Annotated in this window: 7 protein-coding genes and 1 pseudogene; all 8 read left to right on the top strand. The window is 74.6% G+C overall.

Features of this window, described 5'->3' with window-relative positions; all coding sequences use genetic code 11:
* Positions 1–16: 16 nt before the first annotated feature.
* The 8 genes and pseudogenes from GGE06_RS19220 to GGE06_RS19185 all read left to right on the top strand — a co-directional run bounded on the left by GGE06_RS19220 (position 17) and on the right by GGE06_RS19185 (position 20,609).
* Complete coding sequence (locus tag GGE06_RS19220) at positions 17–8,239, top strand: type I polyketide synthase (protein ID WP_184931334.1); 8,223 nt, start codon at positions 17–19, stop codon at positions 8,237–8,239.
* 28 nt (positions 8,240–8,267) lie between these two features.
* Positions 8,268–13,994: pseudogene (locus GGE06_RS19215) on the top strand (type I polyketide synthase); the annotation flags it as partial.
* 60 nt (positions 13,995–14,054) lie between these two features.
* Positions 14,055–15,332 (top strand): activator-dependent family glycosyltransferase, encoded by a 1,278-nt coding sequence (locus GGE06_RS19210; protein WP_116158796.1) that lies wholly within the window; start codon positions 14,055–14,057, stop codon positions 15,330–15,332.
* A 99-nt stretch (positions 15,333–15,431) separates the two neighbouring features.
* The gene (gene rfbA, locus GGE06_RS19205; protein ID WP_116158795.1) at positions 15,432–16,355 is read left to right on the top strand and encodes a glucose-1-phosphate thymidylyltransferase RfbA; all 924 of its coding nucleotides are present in this window, start codon (positions 15,432–15,434) and stop codon (positions 16,353–16,355) included.
* 87 nt (positions 16,356–16,442) lie between these two features.
* Positions 16,443–17,564 carry a DegT/DnrJ/EryC1/StrS family aminotransferase gene (locus tag GGE06_RS19200; protein ID WP_116158794.1) on the top strand — a complete coding sequence of 374 codons (1,122 nt, stop codon included), beginning with the start codon at positions 16,443–16,445 and terminating at the stop codon, positions 17,562–17,564.
* 26 nt (positions 17,565–17,590) lie between these two features.
* Positions 17,591–18,190 carry a dTDP-4-dehydrorhamnose 3,5-epimerase family protein gene (locus GGE06_RS19195; protein ID WP_116158793.1) on the top strand — a complete coding sequence of 200 codons (600 nt, stop codon included), beginning with the start codon at positions 17,591–17,593 and terminating at the stop codon, positions 18,188–18,190.
* Entirely contained in the window at positions 18,187–19,185 is a 999-nt protein-coding gene (locus tag GGE06_RS19190; protein WP_220378530.1) for an NAD-dependent epimerase/dehydratase family protein, read from the top strand. The genes GGE06_RS19195 and GGE06_RS19190 overlap by 4 nt, the downstream gene beginning before the upstream one ends.
* Positions 19,182–20,609 carry an NDP-hexose 2,3-dehydratase family protein gene (locus GGE06_RS19185; RefSeq protein ID WP_184931332.1) on the top strand — a complete coding sequence of 476 codons (1,428 nt, stop codon included), beginning with the start codon at positions 19,182–19,184 and terminating at the stop codon, positions 20,607–20,609. The genes GGE06_RS19190 and GGE06_RS19185 overlap by 4 nt, the downstream gene beginning before the upstream one ends.
* The last annotated feature ends 10 nt before the right edge of the window (positions 20,610–20,619 follow it).

Raw genomic sequence — 20,619 nt, 5'->3', positions numbered from 1 at the left:
CGAGGGAAGTGCCGAAGTGCTGCGCAGCGACCTGATCCGGCCGATGCACGAACTGCTCCGCGCCCAGGCCGAGCGGTTCGGCGGGAAGACGGCCTTCTCCGACGCGGACCGCAGCGTCAGCTACACGGAGCTCGAACGCCGCACCGGCCGGCTCGCCGGCCACTTCCGCGCCCTCGGCCTGCGGCGCGGCGACCGCGCCGCCCTCCACCTCGACAACGGCGTCGACATGGTCGAGGGCTACCACGCCGTCACCCGCGCCGCCGGCATCGCCGTCCCCGTCAACGCCCGACTGACCGGCGCCGAACTCGACCACGTCCTCACCGACGCCGGCGTCCGCCTCCTCGTCACCGACCCGGCCCACCTCGACGAGGTCCGGGACCTGCTGCCCCGGCACCCCGGCCTCGTCCTGGTCGTCACCGGCGACGCGCCCGCCGCCGAACTCCCCGACGGCGCCGTCCCGTTCGCCGCCCTCGCCACCACCGAGCCCGCCGAGCCCGCCCGCGACGACCTCGGCCTCGACGAGCCGGCCTACATGCTGTACACCTCCGGCACCACCGGCCGCCCCAAGGGCGCCCTGTCCACCCAGCGCAACTCCCTGTGGACGATCGCCGCCTGCTACGCGCCGACGCTCGGCTTCTCCGAGGACGACCACGTACTGTGGCCGCTGCCGCTCTCCCACTGCCTCGGCCACCACCTCGGCGTGCTCGGCGTCACCGCCGTCGGCGCGAGCGCCCACATCATGACCGCGTTCTCCGCGGGCGAGGCGCTCGACCTGCTCGGCAGCCGCGACTTCACCTTCCTCGCCGCCGTGCCCGCCATGTACCACCAGCTCGTCAGCGCCGTCGGCGAGCGCGACACCCCCCTGCCGACCGGCCTGCGGACCTGCCTCACCGCCGGCTCCGTCGCCGCCGAACCGCTGCGCGCCCTCGTACGGGAACGCCTCGGCACCGACCTCCTCGACAGCTACGGAACCACCGAGACCTGCGGCCCCATCACCTCCAACGCCCCCGGCGGCCCCCGCGTCCCCGGCTCCTGCGGCCCTGTCCTGCCCGGCCTCACCGTCCGCCTCGTCGACCCCGAGACGGGCGAGGACGTCCCCGAGGGCGCCGAGGGCGAGGTCCGGGTCGAGGGCCCGAACGTCATGCTCGGCTACTGGGACGCCGCCACCGCCACCGCCACGGCCCCCGCCGGCGGCGTCCACCGCACCGGCGACCTCGCCACCCGCGACGCCGACGGCTTCCTGACCGTCACCGGCCGCATCAAGGAACTCATCATCCGCGGCGGCCAGAACATCCACCCCGGCGAGGTCGAGGAAGTCCTCCGGGACGTCCCCGGCGTCCGCGACGCCGCCGTCGTCGGCGCCCCCCACGACGTCCTCGGCCAGGTGCCCGTCGCCCTCGTCGTGCCCGGCCCCGACGGCGTCGACCCGCGCCGGATCCTCGCCGAGAGCCGGGCCCGGCTCGCGTACCACAAGGTCCCCCAGGAGATCCATGCCGTCCGCGAGATCGTCCGGACCTCCTCCGGCAAGGTCGTCCGCGACGCCCTGCGCGACCTGCCGCGCCGACTGCTCGCCACCGGCACCGGCACCGTCGACGGCCTCTACCGCCCGGAATGGGCCCCCCTCTCCGCGCCCGCCCCGGCGGACACCACCGCCTGGCAGGTGTACGGAGGCCACGGCGGCGACACCACGGCGCGGGCCCTGCCCGCCACCCCGGACCTCGCCGACGACCTCGCCGCCCGTCTCACGGACGCACAGGACCGGCTCGTCGTCGTCCTCCGCGACGCCGTCGACGCGGCCCCCGGCGGCCCCGCCGACACCGCCGCCCCCGGCAGCGCGGCCGAGACCTGGGCCCGCCTGCGGTCGCTCCAGACCGCCCACCCCGGGCGGCTCGTCCTCGTCGACCTCGACGACGACACCCTGCCCCTCGACACCCTGCGCCCCCTCGTCGAGACCGGCGAACCCCGCATCGCCGTCCGCGCCGGCGCCGCCCTCGCGCCCCGGCTCGCCCCGGCCGCCGCACCCCACGCCGAGGCCCGCCCGCAGGCCCCCGAGGCCATCGCCGTCGTCACCGGACTCGGCGGCCCGCTCGCCGACGCCGTCGCCGCCGCGGCCACCCAGCTCGTCACCGGCCACGGCGTCCGCCGACTGCTCCTCACCGGCCCCGAGACCACCCGCCACACCGAACTGACGGCGGCGCTCACGGCGGCCGGCGCCCAGGTCGACACCGCCACCGAGTCGACCCCGGCCGCCGACGGCACGGTCGCCGTCCTCGTCCACGCCGACGAGGACGGAGCGGCCGACCTGCCCACCCTGTACGAGGCGGTGGACGGCCCCACGACCCTGCCCGCCCTCGTCGTGCTCGCCCCGCTCACCGCCGCCCTCGGCGCCGACGGCCAGGACGCCGCCGCGTCCACCGCCGCCGCCGCGGCCCTCGTCCGGGCCCATCGGGCCCGCGGCGGCGCCGGCGCGCTGCTCGCCGCCTCCGCCTGGGACGGCGACACCCCGGCGTACGTGGACACCGCCCTGACCGGCCCCGACGCCTGCCTGCTCGCCCCCGCAGAAGGACCGGAGCACCTCCTGCCGCCGCGCCTCACCGAGGCCGGCGACGCCTGGACGGCCGCCGACCCGCAGGTCCGCGCCGCCCTCACGGCCCGACTCGCCCCGCTCACCGACGAGGCGCGCCACGCGGAGCTCGAACGGCTCGTCCTCGACACGGTCGTCGCCGTCCTCGGCGGGAACACCCCCGCCCCCGCCTCCGCCGACCGCGCCTTCAAGGAACTCGGCCTGACCTCCCTCACGGCCGTACGACTCCGCAACCAGCTCGTCGAGACCACCGGCCTCGGACTCTCCGCCGCCGTGGCCTTCGACCACCCGACGCCCGCCGCGCTCGCCCGCCACATCGCCGCCCGCCTCGCCGGCACCGACCAGGCGGTGCCGGCGTCGGTGGTGCGGCGCGGTGGTGCGGGTGTGGTGGACGAGCCGGTCGCGATCGTGGCGATGAGCTGCCGTTATCCGGGGGGTGTGGCGTCTCCGGAGGATCTGTGGAGCATGGTCGTCGAGGGTCGTGAGGGGATCTCCGAGTTCCCGACCGACCGCGGCTGGGACCTCAACGCCCTCTTCGACACCGACCCGGACGCCCCCGGCACCTGCTACACGCGCCACGGCGGCTTCCTCCACGACGCCGGCGACTTCGACGCCGCGTTCTTCGGCATCGCCCCCGGCGAGGCCCTCGTGATGGACCCGCAGCAGCGGCTGCTGCTCGAAGTGTCGTGGGAGGCGATCGAGCGGGCGGGGATCGACCCGCTCGGGCTGCGCGGTTCGCGCACGGGCGTGTTCGCCGGCCTCATGCACCACGACTACGCCGAGCGCTTCGCCGGCGTGCCCCGCGAGCTGGAGGGCTACCTCGGCACCGCCGCCGCCGGCAGCGTCGCCTCCGGTCGCATCGCCTACACCCTGGGCCTGGAAGGCCCCGCCGTGACCGTGGACACGGCGTGCTCGTCGTCGCTGGTGGCGCTGCACCTGGCCGCGCAGGCGCTGCGGCAGGGGGAGTGCGACCTCGCCCTCGCCGGCGGCGTCGCCATCATGTCCTCCCCGCAGGTCTTCCTCGACTTCTCGCGCCAGCGGGCGCTCTCGCCGGACGGCCGCTGCCGCGCGTTCGCGGCCGGCGCCAACGGCACCGGCTGGGCCGAGGGCGCGGGCATGATCCTGCTCGAACGGCTCTCCGACGCCGTCGAGAACGGCCACACGGTCCTCGCCGTGCTCCGGGGATCGGCACTCAACCAGGACGGTGCGTCGAATGGTCTGACGGCGCCGAACGGTCCGTCGCAGCAGCGGGTGATCCGTGACGCGCTGGCGGTGGCGGGGTTGTCGGTGGCGGATGTGGATGTGGTGGAGGCCCATGGGACGGGGACGTCTCTGGGTGATCCGATCGAGGCCCAGGCGTTGTTGGAGACGTATGGGCAGGATCGTGAACGGCCGCTTCTGCTGGGGTCGTTGAAGTCGAATCTTGGTCATGCGCAGGCTGCGGCCGGTGTGGGTGGTGTGATCAAGATGGTGATGGCGATGCGTGCGGGTGTGGTTCCGCGGACGTTGCATGTGGATGCGCCGTCGCCGCATGTGGACTGGTCGTCCGGTGCGGTGGAGCTGGTCACGTCGAATGTGCAGTGGCCGGTTTCGGGTCGGGTGGCGCGGGCGGCGGTGTCGTCGTTCGGGATCAGCGGGACCAATGCGCATGTGATCGTCGAGGCAGCGCCGGTTTCCGCTTCTGAGCGGGCCTCCGGTGTGGAGCCGTCTGTGGTGCCGTGGGTGGTGTCCGGGCGTGGGGCGGGGGCGTTGGAGGCGGGTCTTGCGGGTCTTGCGGGTCTTGCGGGTCTTGCGGGTCTTGCCGGGGTGACGGGTTCCCGGGTGGATGTGGGTTGGTCGTTGTTGCGGCGGCCGGTGTTCGAGGACCGGGGTGTGTTGCTGGCGTCCGCCGAGGGTGTGGTGGAGGCGGCCCGGGGCAGCGCCTCCGGTGGCGTGGGTCTGGGGGTGTTGTTCTCCGGTCAGGGTGCCCAGCGGTTGGGGATGGGCCGTGAACTGCATGGCCGGTTCCCGGTGTTCGCCGAGGCCTTCGATGCGGTCGTGGACCGTTTCGAGGGTCTGCGCGAGGTCGTCTGGGGCAGCGACGAGGCGCTGTTGAACCGGACGTTGTGGGCTCAGCCGGCGCTCTTCGCGGTCGAGGTGGCGCTGTTCCGGCTGGTGGAGTCGTGGGGGGTGCGGGCCGGGTTCGTCGCCGGTCATTCGGTGGGCGAGGTCGCGGCCGCCCATGTCGCGGGTGTGCTGGGTCTTGAGGACGCGTGTGTGCTGGTCCAGGCCCGCGCCCGGTTGATGGACGGTCTGCCCGAGGGCGGGGCGATGGTGGCGGTGGAGGCGGCGGAGGCCGAGGTCGTGCCGTTGCTGACGCCGGGGGTGTCGGTCGCGGCGGTGAACGGTCCGCGCTCGGTCGTGGTGGCCGGGGTGGAGGCCGAGGTGGCCACGTTGGTGGGGGCTTTGGAGGGGCGGCGGTCGTCGCGTCTTCGGGTGTCTCATGCGTTTCATTCGCCGTTGATGGAGCCGATGCTGGACGAGTTCCGGCGGGTGGTGGAGGGGTTGTCGTTCGCGGAGCCGGTGGTGGGGCTGGTGTCGAACGTGACCGGTGGTCTGGTGTCGGCGGGTGTGGTGTCGGTGCCGGAGTACTGGGTCCGTCATGTGCGTGAGGCCGTCCGGTTCGGGGACGGTGTGCGGGCGCTGGCGGATGCGGGTGTGGGGGTGTTCTTGGAGCTGGGGCCGGACGGTGTGCTGTCGGCGATGGCCTCGGGTGTGGTGCCGGGTGCGGTGGCGGTGCCGGCGCTGCGCAAGGGGCGTGGTGAGGAGGAGTCTGTTCTCACCGCGGCCGCCCGTCTGTTCGTGACCGGTGTGGAGGTGTGCTGGGAGGCGATGTTCGACGGTCTCGGCGCGGTGCGGGTCGATGTGCCGACGTATCCCTTCCAGCGTGAGCGGTACTGGCTGGAGGCCCCGGCCGGCCGGGTCACCGATCTGCGATCGGCGGGTCTGGACAACACCGGACACGCACTCCTCGGCGCGGGCGTCCCGCTCGCCGGTTCCGGCGGTCACGTCTTCACGGCCCTCCTCTCCGCCCGTACCCATCCGTGGCTCGCGGAGCACCGCGTCGGCGGCGTCCTCCCGGTGCCCGGTGCGGCCCTCGTCGAGGCGCTGCTGCGGGCCGGCGACGAGGTCGGCTCCGGCTGCCTCGACGAGCTGGTGATCGTGTCCCCGGCAGTCCTCCCGGAGGGCGGCGAGCTCCAACTCCAGCTCTCGGTGGGCCCGGAGGCCGAGGGCGGCCGGCGTGAGGTCGTCCTGTACGGCAGGGCCGACGCCCTCGCCGAGTGGACCACGCACGCGACCGGATTCCTCGGCGCGCTGCCGGGGGACGAGCCCGACGACTGGCCGCGCGAGTGGCCGCCGGCCGGCGCCGAACCCGTCGACGTCACGGGGCTGTACGAGGGGCTGGCCGCGGCCGGTCTCGCGTACGGGCCGGTGTTCCGCGGCATCCGCGCGGCCTGGCGGGGCGCGGACGGCGAGCTCTTCGCCGAGGTGCGGCCGGAGCAGGCGCCCGACACGACCGGGTTCACCCTGCATCCCGCCCTGTTCGACGCGGCCGTCCACGCGGCGGCCCTGGCGGGTGACGAGGCGCGGCCCATGCTGCCGTTCTCGTGGACCGGCGTCACCCTGTACGCGGGGGGCGCGTCCGAGCTGCGCGTACGGATCACCGGCAAGGGAACCGGCGACGGCGGCGCCACGGACACGTACGCCGTGCATGCCGTGGACCCGGACGGGCGGCCGGTCCTCGGGGTCGAGACCCTGCTCGTCCGTCCGCCGGCCGAGGCCCCGGCCCGTACGCCGGACCACCTGTACCGCCCCGAGCGGGTCGAGGTCACCGTCGGCCGCGCGGACGCCCCCGCCCCGGGGGCCTGGGCCGTCGTCGGCGACACCGCCTCCGGTGTCGTCGAGGCCCTGCCGTCCGAGGCGGAGCGGTTCGCCGACCTGGCCGCGCTCGGCGCGGCGGTGGACGGAGGCCGGAAGGCCCCCGCCGCCGTCTTCGTACCGCTCGCGGTGACGGGGGCGGCGCAGGACGAGGTCGTACGGACACTCGGCACGGTCCAGGCGTGGCTGGCCGACGACCGGTACGCGGACACCCGGCTCGTCTTCCTCGGCCGGGCCACGGACCTCGGGGCGCCGGACGGCACCGACGCCCCGGTCCACGCCGTCGCCCTCGCCGAGGCGGCCGTACGCGGTCTCGTCCGGTCGGCGCAGACCGAACACCCGGGGCGCTTCCTGCTCCTCGACCTCGATCCGGCCGAGAAGCCGGACGCCCCGCGGCTCGCCGCCGTCCTCGCGCTCGACGAGCCGCAGCTCGCCCTGCACGCGGACGCCGTCCTGGCCCCGAGGCTGCTGCGGGCCCCGGCCCCGGCGGCCCCGGCGCCCGAGTGGGGCGACAGCGTGCTCGTCACCGGCGGCACCGGCACCCTGGGCGGGCTCGTCGCGCGACACCTCGTCGCCGGGCACGGCGTCCGCCGGCTCGTCCTCGTCAGCCGCCGGGGCGCCGACGCCCCGGGCGCCGGCGAGCTCCTGGCCGACCTCCGGGAAGCGGGCGCCGAGGCCGTGGCCGTCGCGGCCGACCTGTCGGACCGGGCGGCGGTCGCGGCCCTGCTCGCCGAGCACCCGGTGACGGCCGTCGTGCACGCGGCGGGCGTCCTCGCGGACGGGACCGTGGAGTCGCTGAGCCCCGAGGACTTCACGACCGTGTTCCGTCCCAAGGCCGACGCCGCCGTCCACCTGGACGAACTCACCCGGGACGGAGGGGTGACGGCGTTCGTGCTGTTCTCCTCGATCGCGGGTGTCCTCGGCACGCCCGGCCAGGCCAACTACGCCGCCGCCAACTCCTTCCTGGACGCGCTCGCGGCACGGCGCCGGGCCGAGGGCTTCCCGGCGGTGTCGATCGCCTGGGGCCTGTGGGAGGAGTCCAGCGGAATGACCGCCGGCCTCGCCGAGCAGGACCGCCGCCGCATGTCCGCGGACGGCGTCCTGCCGATCCCCAGCGGGCAGGGGCTCACGCTCCTCGACGCGGCCGGCGCCTCCGACTCCCCGGTCCTGGCGGCGCTGCGGTTCGACCGGGAGGCGCTGAGGGCCCGCGCGGAGGCCGGTACGCTTCCGGCCCCGCTCCACGGACTCGTCCCGGCGCGCAACCGCCGGGCCGCCGCCGCCCGGACGGCGGGCGCGGCCGCCGAGCCCGCGCTCCTGCGCCGGCTGCGCGGACTGCCCCCGGCCCAGCGTTCCCAGGCGGCCGTCGCGGCCGTCGTCGCGGAGACCGCGGCCGTCCTCGGCCACAGCGGCACGGGGACGGTGAAGGCCGGCCGGGACTTCAAGGAGCTGGGCTTCGACTCGCTCACGGCGGTCGAGCTCCGCAACCGGCTGACCGCCGCGACCGGGCTCCGGCTGCCCGCCAGCATCGTGTTCGACCACCCGACCCCGCGCGCCGTCGCCGAGTACCTGCTCGGACTCCTGGAGCCCGCCGCGCCGGACGAGGACCGCGCCCCCGCCGCCGGGGACGCCGAGCGCGGCGGCCCCGACGCCGACGGCCCCGCCCCCCGCCGTACCGAAGACATCGACGCGATGGACGCCGACGACCTGGTGGCCATGGTTCTCGGGCACGACGCCTGAAACCCCAGCGCTGGAAAGGACTGGAACATTGACGAACTCCGACAGCCGGATCGTGGAAGCGCTGCGTGCGTCGCTCAAGGAGACCGAACGGCTCCGCGAGCAGAACCGCGAACTCGCCGCGGCCGCCCACGAACCGATCGCGATCATCGGCGCGGCCTGCCGCTACCCGGGCGGCGTCGCCTCCCCCGAGGACCTCTGGGACGTCGCCGCCGACGGCGCCGACCTCATCGGCCCGTTCCCCACGGACCGGGGCTGGGACCTGGCGAACCTCTTCGACGAGGACCCGGACAGCAAGGGCCGCACCTACGCCACCGGTGCCGGCTTCCTCTCCGGCGTGGCCGACTTCGACCCGGCCTTCTTCGGGATCTCGCCGCGCGAGGCCGTCACCATGGACCCGCAGCAGCGGCTCCTCCTCGAAGTGGCCTGGGAGGCCGTCGAACGGGCCCGGATCGACCCGGTCTCGCTGCGCGGCAGCCGCACCGGCGTCTTCGCCGGGATCATGGGCAGCACGTACGGCATGCGCCAGCTGATGGCACCGGGCGGGGCGGGCGAACACGAGGGCTACCTCGGCAACGGCAGCCTCGGCAGCGTGACCTCGGGCCGCGTCTCGTACACGCTCGGCCTCGAAGGGCCGGCCGTCACCGTGGACACCGCCTGCTCGTCCTCGCTCGTGGCGATCCACCTGGCGGCGCAGTCGCTGCGCCGCGGCGAGAGCACCCTGGCCCTCGCCGGCGGTGCCACCGTGATGGCCACCCCGTCGCTGTTCATCGAGTTCAGCCGGCAGCGCGCGATGTCCGCCGACGGCCGCTGCCGGTCCTTCTCGTCGACGGCCGACGGCACCGGCTGGTCCGAGGGCGTCGGCGTCGTGCTCCTGGAGCGGCTCTCCGACGCCGTACGCAACGGGCACCCGGTCCTCGCGGTCGTCCGCGGCTCCGCCGTCAACCAGGACGGCGCGTCGAACGGCCTCACCGCGCCCAACGGCCCCGCCCAGCAGCGGGTCATCCGCGCGGCGCTCGCCGACGCGGGCCTCGGGCCCGCGGACGTGGACGCCGTCGAGGCCCACGGGACCGGCACCCGGCTCGGCGACCCCATCGAGGCGCAGGCCCTCCTCGCCACCTACGGCCAGGACCGGGAACGGCCGCTGTGGCTCGGCTCCCTGAAGTCCAACATCGGCCACACGCAGGCCGCGGCGGGTGTCGGCGGCGTCATCAAGATGGTCCAGGCGATGCGGAACGGCGTGCTGCCCCGCACCCTGCACGTGGCGGAGCCCACCCCGCAGGTCGACTGGTCCGAGGGGGACGTCCGCCTGCTCACCGAGGCCACGCCGTGGCCGGAGGCGGACCGCCCGAGGCGGGCCGGCGTCTCCGCGTTCGGCGTCAGCGGCACCAACGCCCACCTGATCCTGGAACAGGCCCCGGAGGCCCCCACGGCCGGGGAGCCGGAGCCGGGCGCCCCGGCGTCCACCCGCCCGGCCCTCCCCGTCCTGTGGCCGCTCTCCGCCTCGGACGCCCCCGCACTCCGGGCCCAGGCGGCCCGCACGGCGGCGCACCTCGGCGCGACCGGGACCGCGACTGCGGCCGAGCCCGGAACCGCGTTCGCCGCAGCGTCCGCCGTCGAGCCCGCCACCGGCTCCGCGCCCGTGGCCGAGCACGACGCCGACCTCGCGACCGGGCCCGCCGCCGCGACCGGGCCCGCCGCCGCGACCGGGCCCGCCGCCGCGACCGAGCCCGCCGCCGCGACCGAGCCCGCGACCGAGCCCGTGCCCGCCGCCGCGTCCGACGACGCCGCCGTCGGCTGGTCCCTCGCCACCACCCGGGCCGCCCTGGAGCACCGCGCCGTCGCGCTCGGTGCCGACCGGGCCGAGCTCCTCGCCTCGCTCGCGGCGATCGCCGAGGGCACCACCGCCGCTGTGACCGGCCGTGCCACCGAGGGTGGCGTCGCCTTCGTCTTCCCCGGGCAGGGCAGCCAGTGGACCGGCATGGGCCGCGCCCTCATGGCCGCCTCGCCCGTGTTCGCGGAGTCGATGCGCGCCTGCGCCGAAGCACTCTCCGCCCACGTCGACTGGGACCTCGTCGAGGTCCTGGGCGACGAGGAGCAGCTGCGCCGCTGCGACGTGGTCCAGCCCGCGCTGTTCTCCGTGATGGTCTCCCTCGCCGCCCTCTGGCGCTCCCACGGCGTCGAGCCGGCCGCGGTCGTCGGCCACTCGCAGGGCGAGATCGCGGCGGCCCACGTCGCGGGCGTGCTCTCCCTGGAGGACGCCGTGCGGGTGGTGGCCCTGCGCAGCCGGGCCATCGCGGAGACCCTGGCCGGGCTCGGCGGCATGGTCTCGCTGCCGTGCTCCGCCGAGGACGCCGCCGCGCTCCTCGCGCCCTGGGGCGAACAGCTCACCGTCGCCGCCCACAACGGCCCCGACAGCACCACCGTGGCCGGTGACGCCCGCGCCGTCGAGGAGCTCCTCGCCCACTGCGAGACCGCGGACGTCCGGGCCCGGCGGGTCCCCGTGGACTACGCGTCGCACAGCCACCACGTGGCCTCGCTCCGCGAGCGGCTGCTCGACGACCTCGCCGCGATACGGCCGCGGCCGGCCCTCGTCCCGTACTACTCCAGCCTCACCGGGGGACTCCTCGACGAGACCGACCTGAACGCCGAGTACTGGTACGAGAACCTCCGCCGGCCCGTCGCGTTCACGCGGGCCACCGAGGCACTGCTCGCCGACGGCCACGAGCTGTTCGTCGAGTGCAGCGCCCACCCCGTCCTGACGGCCCCGGTGCAGGCCACGGCCGAACGGGCGGGCTCCGAGGCGGCCGTCATCGGCTCGCTCCGCCGCGACGAGGGCGGCCCGGACCGGTTCGCCCTCTCCCTGGCCACCGCCCACGTCCACGGCGCCGCGCTCGACTGGGCGACCGTCCTCGGCGCGGGGCTCCCGCGGGTCGACCTGCCCACGTACGCCTTCCAGCGGCAGCGGTACTGGCTCGCCGCCCCCGACACGACGGGCGGCGACCCCGGCTCGCTCGGCCTCGACGTGCCCGGCCACGCCCTCCTGGGCGCGGGCACGGCCCTGCCCGGCACGGGCGGCTACCTCTTCACCTCCCGCCTCGCGCTCGACACGCACACCTGGCTGGCGGAGCACCTCGTGCACGACACGGCCGTCCTGCCGGGCACGGCCCTGGTCGAACTCGCCGTGCGCGCGGGCGACCAGGTGGGCCACCCGGTGGTGGAGGAGCTGACCGTCCTCGCGCCGCTCACCGTGCCCGCGACGGGCGGTGTCCTGCTCCGCGTCACCGTCGACGGCGCCGGGAGCGAGGACGGTGACGGTACGGGCTCCGCCCGCACGGTCCACGTCCACGCCCGCCGCGAGGACGAGCCCGAGGACACGGCGTGGACCCTGCACGCCACCGGCACGCTGGTGCGCGAAGGCGCCGGCGCACCGCGCGGCCTGACCGTCTGGCCGCCCGCCGCCCCCGAGGCCGACCTCACCGGGCTGTACGACTCCCTCCACGACAAGGGCCTCGACTACGGTCCCGCGTTCCGCGGCCTGCGCCGGGTCTGGCGGGACGGCGCCGAGACCTTCGCCGAGGTGACGCTGCCCGACGAGGTCGCCACCGACGGCTTCGTCCTCCACCCCGCGCTCCTCGACGCGGCGCTGCACGCCGCCGCCGCCCGGCCCGAGGGCGGGCCGGACGGACCGGAGACCGGCGCGCCGCTCATCCCGTTCACCTGGGCGGGGGTCGTGCTGCGCACGGCCGGTGCCCGCAGCCTGCGGGTCCGGCTCGCCGAGACCGGCGAGAACACCCTGGCCCTGGACGTCTGCGACGCCGAGGGCGCCCCGGTCGCCTCGGTCGCCTCCCTGGCCGTCCGGCCGCTGGACGCGGCGCGCCTCGACCGCTCGGCGGCCGCCACCGTGCTGCCGTACCTGCCGGACTGGCGGCCGGTGACGGACCGACCGCTCCCGGTGGAGCCCCATCTCCTCGACGGGGCCGACGAGTTCGACGCCCTCCAGGAGTCCGCCGGTCTCGCCGGGGCAGCCCTTCCGCCGCTCGTCGCCGTCCGGCTCACCACCCCGCCCGGCACGGCCGCGGCCGCCGCCCGCGCGCACACCCACCGGGTCCTCGGCCTGCTGCACCGCTGGTCGGCCGAGCCCCACCCCGCCGACGCCCGCCTCGTGATCGTCACGCGCGGCGCGGCCGGCGACGACGCGACGGACCCGGGCCAGGCCGCCGTGTGGGGGCTCGTCCGCTCCGCCCAGTCCGAACAGCCCGACCAGTACGTCCTCGTCGACGAGGACCCGGCCACCGCGCCCGACGACGAGCTCCTCCGCACCGCGGTCGGCCACGCCGTCGCCGCCGGCGAGCCGCAGCTGCTGCTCAGGAACGGGACCCCGCACGTCCTGCGGCTGCGCCCGGCGGCCCCCGCGGCCCCCGAGGCCGAGCCGCGCCCGCTCGCGGGCCCCGACGGCACGGTCCTCGTCACCGGCGGCAGCGGCGGTCTCGGCCGGCTGCTCGTCAAGCACCTGGCGGTCCGGCACGGCGCCCGGCACTTCACGGTCCTCTCGCGCCGCGGCGAGGACGCGCCCGGCACCCGCGAACTCGCCGACGAACTCGCCGCCGCCGGTGCGGAGATCGCCTTCCGCGCCTGCGACGTCTCCGACCGGGACGCCCTCGCCGGCGCCCTGGCCGCGCTCGACCGTCCGCTGCACGCGGTCGTGCACGCCGCGGCCGTCCTCGACGACGGACTGATCGAGGCGCTGACCCCGGACCGCGTCGACACCGTCTTCCGGCCCAAGCTGGACGCCGCCGCCCACCTGGACGAGCTCACCCGGGACAGCGACCTGCGGGCCTTCGTCCTCTTCTCCTCGGCGGCCGGAGTCCTGGGCGGACTCGGACAGGGCAACTACAGCGCCGCCAACACCTTCCTGGACGCCCTCGCCACCGTCCGCAGGAGCGCCGGGCTCCCGGCCACCTCCCTCGCCTGGGGCCTGTGGGAGCGCGAGAGCGACATGACCGCCCACCTCGGCACCGACAACCGGAGCCGGCTCGCGCGCGGCGGTCTGCGGCCGCTCACCGACGAGCAGGGACTCGCCCTCTTCGACGCCGCCCTCCTCGACCCCGCGCCCGTCCAGGTCACGGTCCGCCTCGACCCCCGGGCGCTGCGCGAACCGGAGGCCCTGCCCACGGTCCTGCGCGCCCAGGCCACCGGCCGGTCCCGCCGCACGGCGGCGTCCGCCCCGACCGACGCGCGCGGCCTCGCCGAACGCCTCCTCGACCTGCCGCCCACCGGCCGGGAGCAGGCGCTCGCCGACCTCGTGTACGGGGAGATCGCCGGCGTCCTCGGCCACGGCTCCGGTCTCGACGACCCGGCCCGCCCGTTCAAGGACCTCGGCTTCGACTCCCTGACCGCCGTGGAGCTGCGCAACCGGCTCAACACGGCGACGGGTCTCCGCCTGCCGACGACCCTGGTCTTCGACCACCCGACCCCCACGGCGCTGCTCGCCTCGCTCCGCTCCCGTCTGCTGGGCGAGCCGGTCTCCCCGGAGAAGGCCCTGCTCGACGAACTCGACCGGATCGACGAGGCGTTCGCCGCCCTGGGCGCGGGCACCGAGCGCCGCGCGCTGACCGCACGGCTCCAGACGCTCCTCGCCCGCTGGCGGGAGACGGGCGGAGCCCCGGCCGACGCCGCCGCGGACCGCGACGCGATCGAGACGGCCAGCGACGACGAGATGTTCGCGCTGATCGACACGGAGATCGGAGCGGCCTGACCGGCCGACACGCCCAGCACACCGCCGTACGACCGCAGCACAGAGAGGAGGAGGACCGACGTGCGTGTCCTCTTCACATCGTTCGCCCTGGACGCCCATTTCCTGGGCCAGGTCCCGCTCGCCTGGGCCCTGCGCTCGGCCGGGCACGAGGTACGGATCGCCAGCCAGCCGGCGCTGACCCGCACCATCACCGCCGCCGGCCTCACCGCCGTACCCGTCGGCTCCGACCACCACTGGCACGACGCGATGGCCGGCGAGGGGGATGACGGCACCGAGCAGGGCTTCGACGCCATGCTCGACCTGGACCCCGCCGGCCCGCACGTCCACCACTGGGAGGTCCTGAAGGCCGTCCAGGAGCAGCTCACCGAGAAGTTCCTGGCCCCGGCCAACAACCCCTCGATGGTCGACGACCTGGTCGCCTTCGCCCGCCACTGGCGCCCCGACCTGGTGCTGTGGGAGCCGTTCACGCCCGCGGGGGCGATCGCCGCCGAGGCGGCCGGCGCGGCGCACGCCCGCCTGCTGTGGGGCGCGGACCTCTTCCTCGACCAGCGGCAGGCGTTCCTGCGCGAGCTGGAGCACCGGCCCGCCGCCGGGCGGCGGGACCCGGCCGCCGAGTGGCTGGACGGCCTCCTCGACCGGTACGGCCTCGTCTTCGAGGAGCGGCTGCTGCGCGGTCAGTGGACCGTCGACCAGATGCCCTCGGCGGTACGCCTGCCGCTCGAAGGGGACACCGTCCCGATGCGCTATATCCCGTACAACGGCACGGCCGTCGTCCCGGACTGGCTGCGCGAGCCGCCGGCCCGGCCCCGGATCTGCCTCACCCTCGGCATCACCGGCCGGGACGGGGGCGAGTTCCTGGGCGTGCCGCTGCCGCGGATCTTCGAGGCGCTGGCCGAGCTCGGCGACGTGGAGATCGTCGCCACCCTCAGCGCCTCCCAGCGCGAACTCGTCCCGGAACTGCCGGACAACGTCAGGGCCGTCGACTTCGTGCCCCTGCACGCGCTGCTGCCGACCTGTTCGGCCGTCGCCCACCACGGCGGGGCGGGGACCTGGTCGACCGCCGCGGCGTGCGGGGTGCCGCAGCTCGTCTTCCCGTCCGTGTGGGACGACTTCTACCGGGCGCGGCGCACCGCCGAGCTCGGCGCCGGCCTCGTCATCCAGCCCGACGCGCTCACCTCGGAGGGGCTGCGGACCGGGCTGCGGAGGCTCCTGGACGAGCCGTCCTTCGCCGACGGCGCCGAGCGCCTGCGGCGGGACATGCTCGCCGATCCCGCCCCGGGGGACGTGGTGGCGACGCTGGAGAAACTCGCGGGGGAGCACCAGGAATCGGCGTGGTGACCCCCCGGGACGAGGGGCCGCCGGCCGCGGCCCCCCGCCCTTGCATCAGGAAATGACCGGAACATCGGCCGGGAACATCGGAAACGGGGGCTTGGTGTCATGCGTGGAATTCTTCTGGCGGGCGGAACCGGATCACGGCTCTGGCCACTCACCTTGACGGTGTCGAAACAACTCATTCCCATCTACGACAAACCCATGGTGTACTACCCGTTGTCCACCTTGATGATGGCGGGAATCACCGAGGTCCTCATCGTCACCAGCCACCGCGACCAGGAGCAGTTCCAGCGGCTCCTCGGCGACGGGAGCCAGTGGGGAATGGAACTCGACTACGCGGTGCAGGACCGCCCCGGCGGAATAGCCGAGGCATTGGTGCTGGGGGCCGACTTCATCGGCGACCAGCCGGTGGCGCTGATCCTCGGCGACAACATCTTCCACGGCAACGGGCTCGGCACGAGGCTGTCCGAGAACAAGGGGCTCACCGGCGCCCGCATCTTCGCCTACCCGGTCGCCGACCCCTCCCAGCTCGGGGTCGTCGAGTTCGACGAGTACGGCAAGGCGATCTCCCTGGAGGAGAAGCCGCTGCGCCCCAAGTCCCGTTACGCCGTACCGGGGTTGTACTTCTACGCCCCGGACGTCGTGGACATCGCCCGCGGCCTGCGCCCCAGCGCGCGCGGCGAGCTGGAGATCACCGACGTCAACGAGACCTATCTGCGGCGCGGCGACCTCCAGGTGACCGTGCTCGACCGCGGCGCGGCCTGGCTCGACACCGGAACCTTCGAATCGCTGGTCCAGGCATCCGAATACGTAAGGGTGGTGGAACAGCGCCAGGGTCTCAAGATAGGGTGCGTGGAAGAGGTCGCCTGGCGCATGGGCCTCATCGACGAAACCCAATTGCGAGTCCTCGCGGAGGATTTGCTCAAGAGCGGGTACGGCGCCTATCTGATGGATCTCCTCACCCGGCCGAACGGCCCGTTCGAGGAGACCGGACGGCGCGTACGAACCGCCGCCGCGGCACTCCGCTGACCTTCTTCCCCCTTTTCTTTGCGCATTTCCGTTCCGGCCGACGGTTACCCGGCCGTGCATTCGATCGACGTATCACGAGGAGCGACCGTGACCACCCATGTCTGGGACTACCTGCCGGAGTACGAGAACGAGAAGGACGACATCCTCGCCGCCGTCGAGAAGGTCTTCTCCTCCGGTCGTCTGGTGCTCGGCGAGAGCGTCCAGGGCTTCGAGCGCGAGTTCGCCGACTACCACGGCCTCGCCCACTGCACCGGTGTCGACAACGGCACCAACGCCCTCAAGCTCGCCCTGGAGGCCCTCGGCGTCGGCCCCGGCGACGAGGTCATCACCGTGTCCAACACGGCGGCGCCGACCGTCATCGCCATCGTGGGCGCCGGCGCCACCCCCGTCTTCGTGGACGTCCGCGAAGAGGACTTCCTCATGGACACCGACCAGGTCGAGGCCGCCATCACGCCCCGCACCAAGGTGATCCTGCCGGTCCACCTGTACGGGCAGTGCGTCGACATGGCCCCGCTGAAGCGGATCGCCGAGAAGCACGGCCTGAAGATCCTCGAGGACTGCGCGCAGGCCCACGGCGCCCGCCACCACGGCCGGATCGCCGGCACGATGGGCGACGCGGCCGCGTTCTCCTTCTACCCGACCAAGGTGCTCGGCGCGTACGGCGACGGCGGCGCCGTCGTCACCGCCGACGACGAGACCGACCGGGCCCTGCGCGCCCTGCGCTACTACGGCATGGAGAAGGTCTACTACGTCGTCCGCACGCCGGGACACAACTCCCGTCTGGACGAGGTGCAGGCCGAGATCCTGCGCACCAAGCTGGCCCGCCTGGACGAGTACATCGAGGGCCGCAACGCGATCGCCCGCCGCTACGAGGAGGGCCTCGGCGACCTGACCGGCCCCGGGCGCCTGCAGCTGCCCGCCACCAACGCCGGCAACACGCACGTCTACTACGTCTACGTCGTCCGCCACCCCGAGCGGGACCGGATCATCGAGGCGCTCAAGGCGTACGACATCAACCTCAACATCAGCTACCCGTGGCCGGTCCACACCATGTCGGGCTTCGCGCACCTCGGCTGGGGCGAGCAGTCGCTGCCCGTCACCGAGAGGCTCGCGAAGGAGATCTTCTCCCTCCCGATGTACCCGTCGCTGCCCGAGTCCGTGCAGGACAAGACCATCGCCGCCCTGCGCGACGTCCTGGCCTCCCTCTGACCGCCCCACCGAAAGGAACGACCACCATGCAGGTGCAGAGCCTGGACATCGAGGGCGTCTTCGCCTTCACGCCGCCCGTCTACAAGGACCACCGGGGCCTGTTCTCCTCCCCGTACCAGGACACCCCGTTCTCCGAGAACGTCGGGCACACGATCTTCCCCGTCCGCGACATCAGCCACAACATCTCCGCGCGCGGCGTCCTCCGCGGCGTGCACTTCACCAAGACCCCGCCCGGCCGGGCCAAGTACGTCTACTGCCCCTACGGCGCGGTGCAGGACGTCCTGGTGGACCTGCGCATCGGCTCCCCGACCTTCGGCCGCTGGGTGAGCAACGAGCTGAGCGGCGACGTGTGCCGCGCCCTGTACGTGCCGGACGGCGTGGGCCACGCCTTCCTGTCGCTCAAGGACGACTCGATGATCGTCTACGTCATGGCCGGCGGCTACGTACCCGAGAACGAGTACGCGATCACCCCGTTCGACCCCGAGCTCGGCCTGCCGTTCCCGCAGGGCGACTACCCCCAGTCCGAGCGGGACAGCATCGCCCCCACCCTCGCCGAGGCCCGGGAGCTCGGCATGCTCCCGACCTACGAGGACTGCAAGAAGATCGAGGACGGGCTGTGGGGATGACCCGCCCCCTGATCACGGTGCTGGGCGCCACCGGCTTCATCGGTTCGGCCGTGCTGCGGGAGCTGGCCGGCCGGGACGTGCGGATCCGGGCCGTCGCACGGCGGCCCGTCCCCGTCCCGGCCGGGGCCCGGGCCGAGATCGAGGTCCGCACCGCGGACCTCACCCGGCCCGGCGAGACGGCCGCCGCCCTCGACGGCGCCGACGTCGTCCTCCACACCGTCCTGTACAGCGCGGCCACCTCCACGTGGCGCGTCGAGGAGGGCGACACCGAGGCCGAGCGGGTCAACGTCGGTCTCGTCCGCGACATCGTCGACGCCCTCGCCGCCCGCGCCCCGGGCGGCCCGCTGCCGAGGGTCGTCCTCGCCGGCACGGTCGGCCAGGCAGGCCCGACCGGCGGGCGGATCCTCGACGGCACCGAGGAGGACAGGCCGCACGGCGAGTACGACCGGCAGAAGCAGGCCGCCGAGCGCACCCTCCTCGCCGCGCACGAGCGGGGCCTCCTGCTCGGCACCTCGCTGCGGCTGCCCACGGTCTTCGGCTCGGGGCCCGGCTCCACCGCCCACGACCGCGGCGTCGTCTCCGCGATGACCCGACGCGCCCTGGCCGGCGAGCCGATCACCATGTGGCACGACGGCACGGTCCGCCGCAATCTCCTGTACGTGGCGGACACCGCCCGCGCCTTCGCCGACGCGGCCCTCGACACCGAACCCCTCGCGGGCCGCCACTGGTTGGTCGGTGCCGACCGCGCCCAACCGCTCGGCGACGTGTTCCGCACCGTCGCCGACCTGGTGGCGGAGCGCACCGGCAAGCCCCCGGTCCCGGTCGTGTCGGTGGAGCCGCCGGCGCACGCCGACCCCGGGGACTTCGCCGACATCGAGATCGACGCCTCGGCGTTCCGCACCGCCACCGGCTGGACCGCCCGCACGCCCCTCGACGAGGCACTGCGGAGCACGGTCGCGCACCTGGCGGACGAACGGGAACGGGCCGCGTCATGAGCGGGGGCACGGGCACGGCGACCGCCGGCGGGGGAGCGGCCGCGTCCCTCCTCCTCAGCCCCCGCACGGACCCGTCGCTCGCCGCCCGCCTCGCCCACTCGGCCACGGTCAGGGACAGCGGCTGCCGGCTCCGTACCGACGAGGTCGGCGACTGGCTCGCCGACCGGGCCCGCGCCCACCACTTCCAGGTGGAGCGGGTCCCGCTCACCGGCCTGGACGGCTGGTCCTTCCAGGAGGGCACCGGCGACCTCCGCCACCGCAGCGGCCGGTTCTTCTCCGTCGTCGGCCTGTCGGTGAAGAAGTCGGAGGGCCCGATCACCGAGTGGCGGCAGCCGATCATCCACCAGCCGGAGGTCGGCATCCTGGGGCTCCTCACCAAGGAGTTCGACGGCGTCCTGCACTTCCTCATGCAGGCCAAGATGGAACCGGGCAACCGCAACCTGCTCCAGATCTCGCCGACGGTCCAGGCCACCCGCAGCAACTACCAGAAGGTGCACAAGGGTTCGGCCGTACGCTACCTGGAGTACTTCACCGAGCGGGGCCGCAGCCGGGTGCTCAGCGACTCGCTCCAGTCCGAACACGGCTCGTGGTTCTACCACAAGGTCAACCGGAACATGCTGGTGGAGACCGAGGACGAGGTGGAGGTCGACCCGGACTTCTGCTGGCTCACCCTGGGGCAGATCGGCGAGCTGCTGCGCGACGACAACATCGTCAACATGGACGCCCGTACGATCATCTCCTGCTTCCCCGTCGCGGTGCCCGGCACGTCCGCGCTCCACTCCGACACGGAACTGCTCTCCTGGTTCACCGCGGAGCGGGCCCGCCACGACGTGGACGTCCACACCGTCCCGCTCGCCGAGGTCGGCGGCTGGGAGCACGACGAGCAGGGGCTCGCCCGCCCCGACGGCCGGTACTTCCGGGTCACCGGCGTCACGGTCGAGGCGGGCAGCCGCGAGGTCTCGGGCTGGTCGCAGCCGCTGATCGAGCCGACGGGCACCGGGATCGCCGCGTTCCTGTACCGAAGGATCGGCGGCGTGCCCCACCTGCTCGTCAACGCCAAGGTCGAGGCCGGCTTCCTCGACACGGCCGAGCTGGCCCCCACCGTCCAGGCCACCCCCGGCAACTGGGAGCCCCTCGCCCCGGAGCTGCGGCCGCGGTTCCTCGACACGGTCCTCGACGCCGTGGCGGAGGGCCGGGTCCGGTACGAGGCCGTCCACTCGGAGGAGGGGGGCCGGTTCCTGAACGCGGAGATCCGGTACCTGTTCATCGAGGTCGACGAGGAGACGGCACCGCTCGACCCGGGACCGGGCTACCAGTGGGCGACCCCCGAGCAGCTGAACACCCTGTCGATGCACGGCCGCTACCTGAACGTCCAGGCGCGCACCCTGCTCGCCTGCGTCAACGCGGGGGCCGTGCGCCTCTGAGACGCGTGAG

Source organism: Streptomyces nymphaeiformis (assembly GCF_014203895.1).
Lineage (GTDB): Bacteria > Actinomycetota > Actinomycetes > Streptomycetales > Streptomycetaceae > Streptomyces > Streptomyces nymphaeiformis.
Note: the sequence above shows the minus strand (reverse complement) of the source record. Positions and strands in the feature narration are given on the sequence as shown.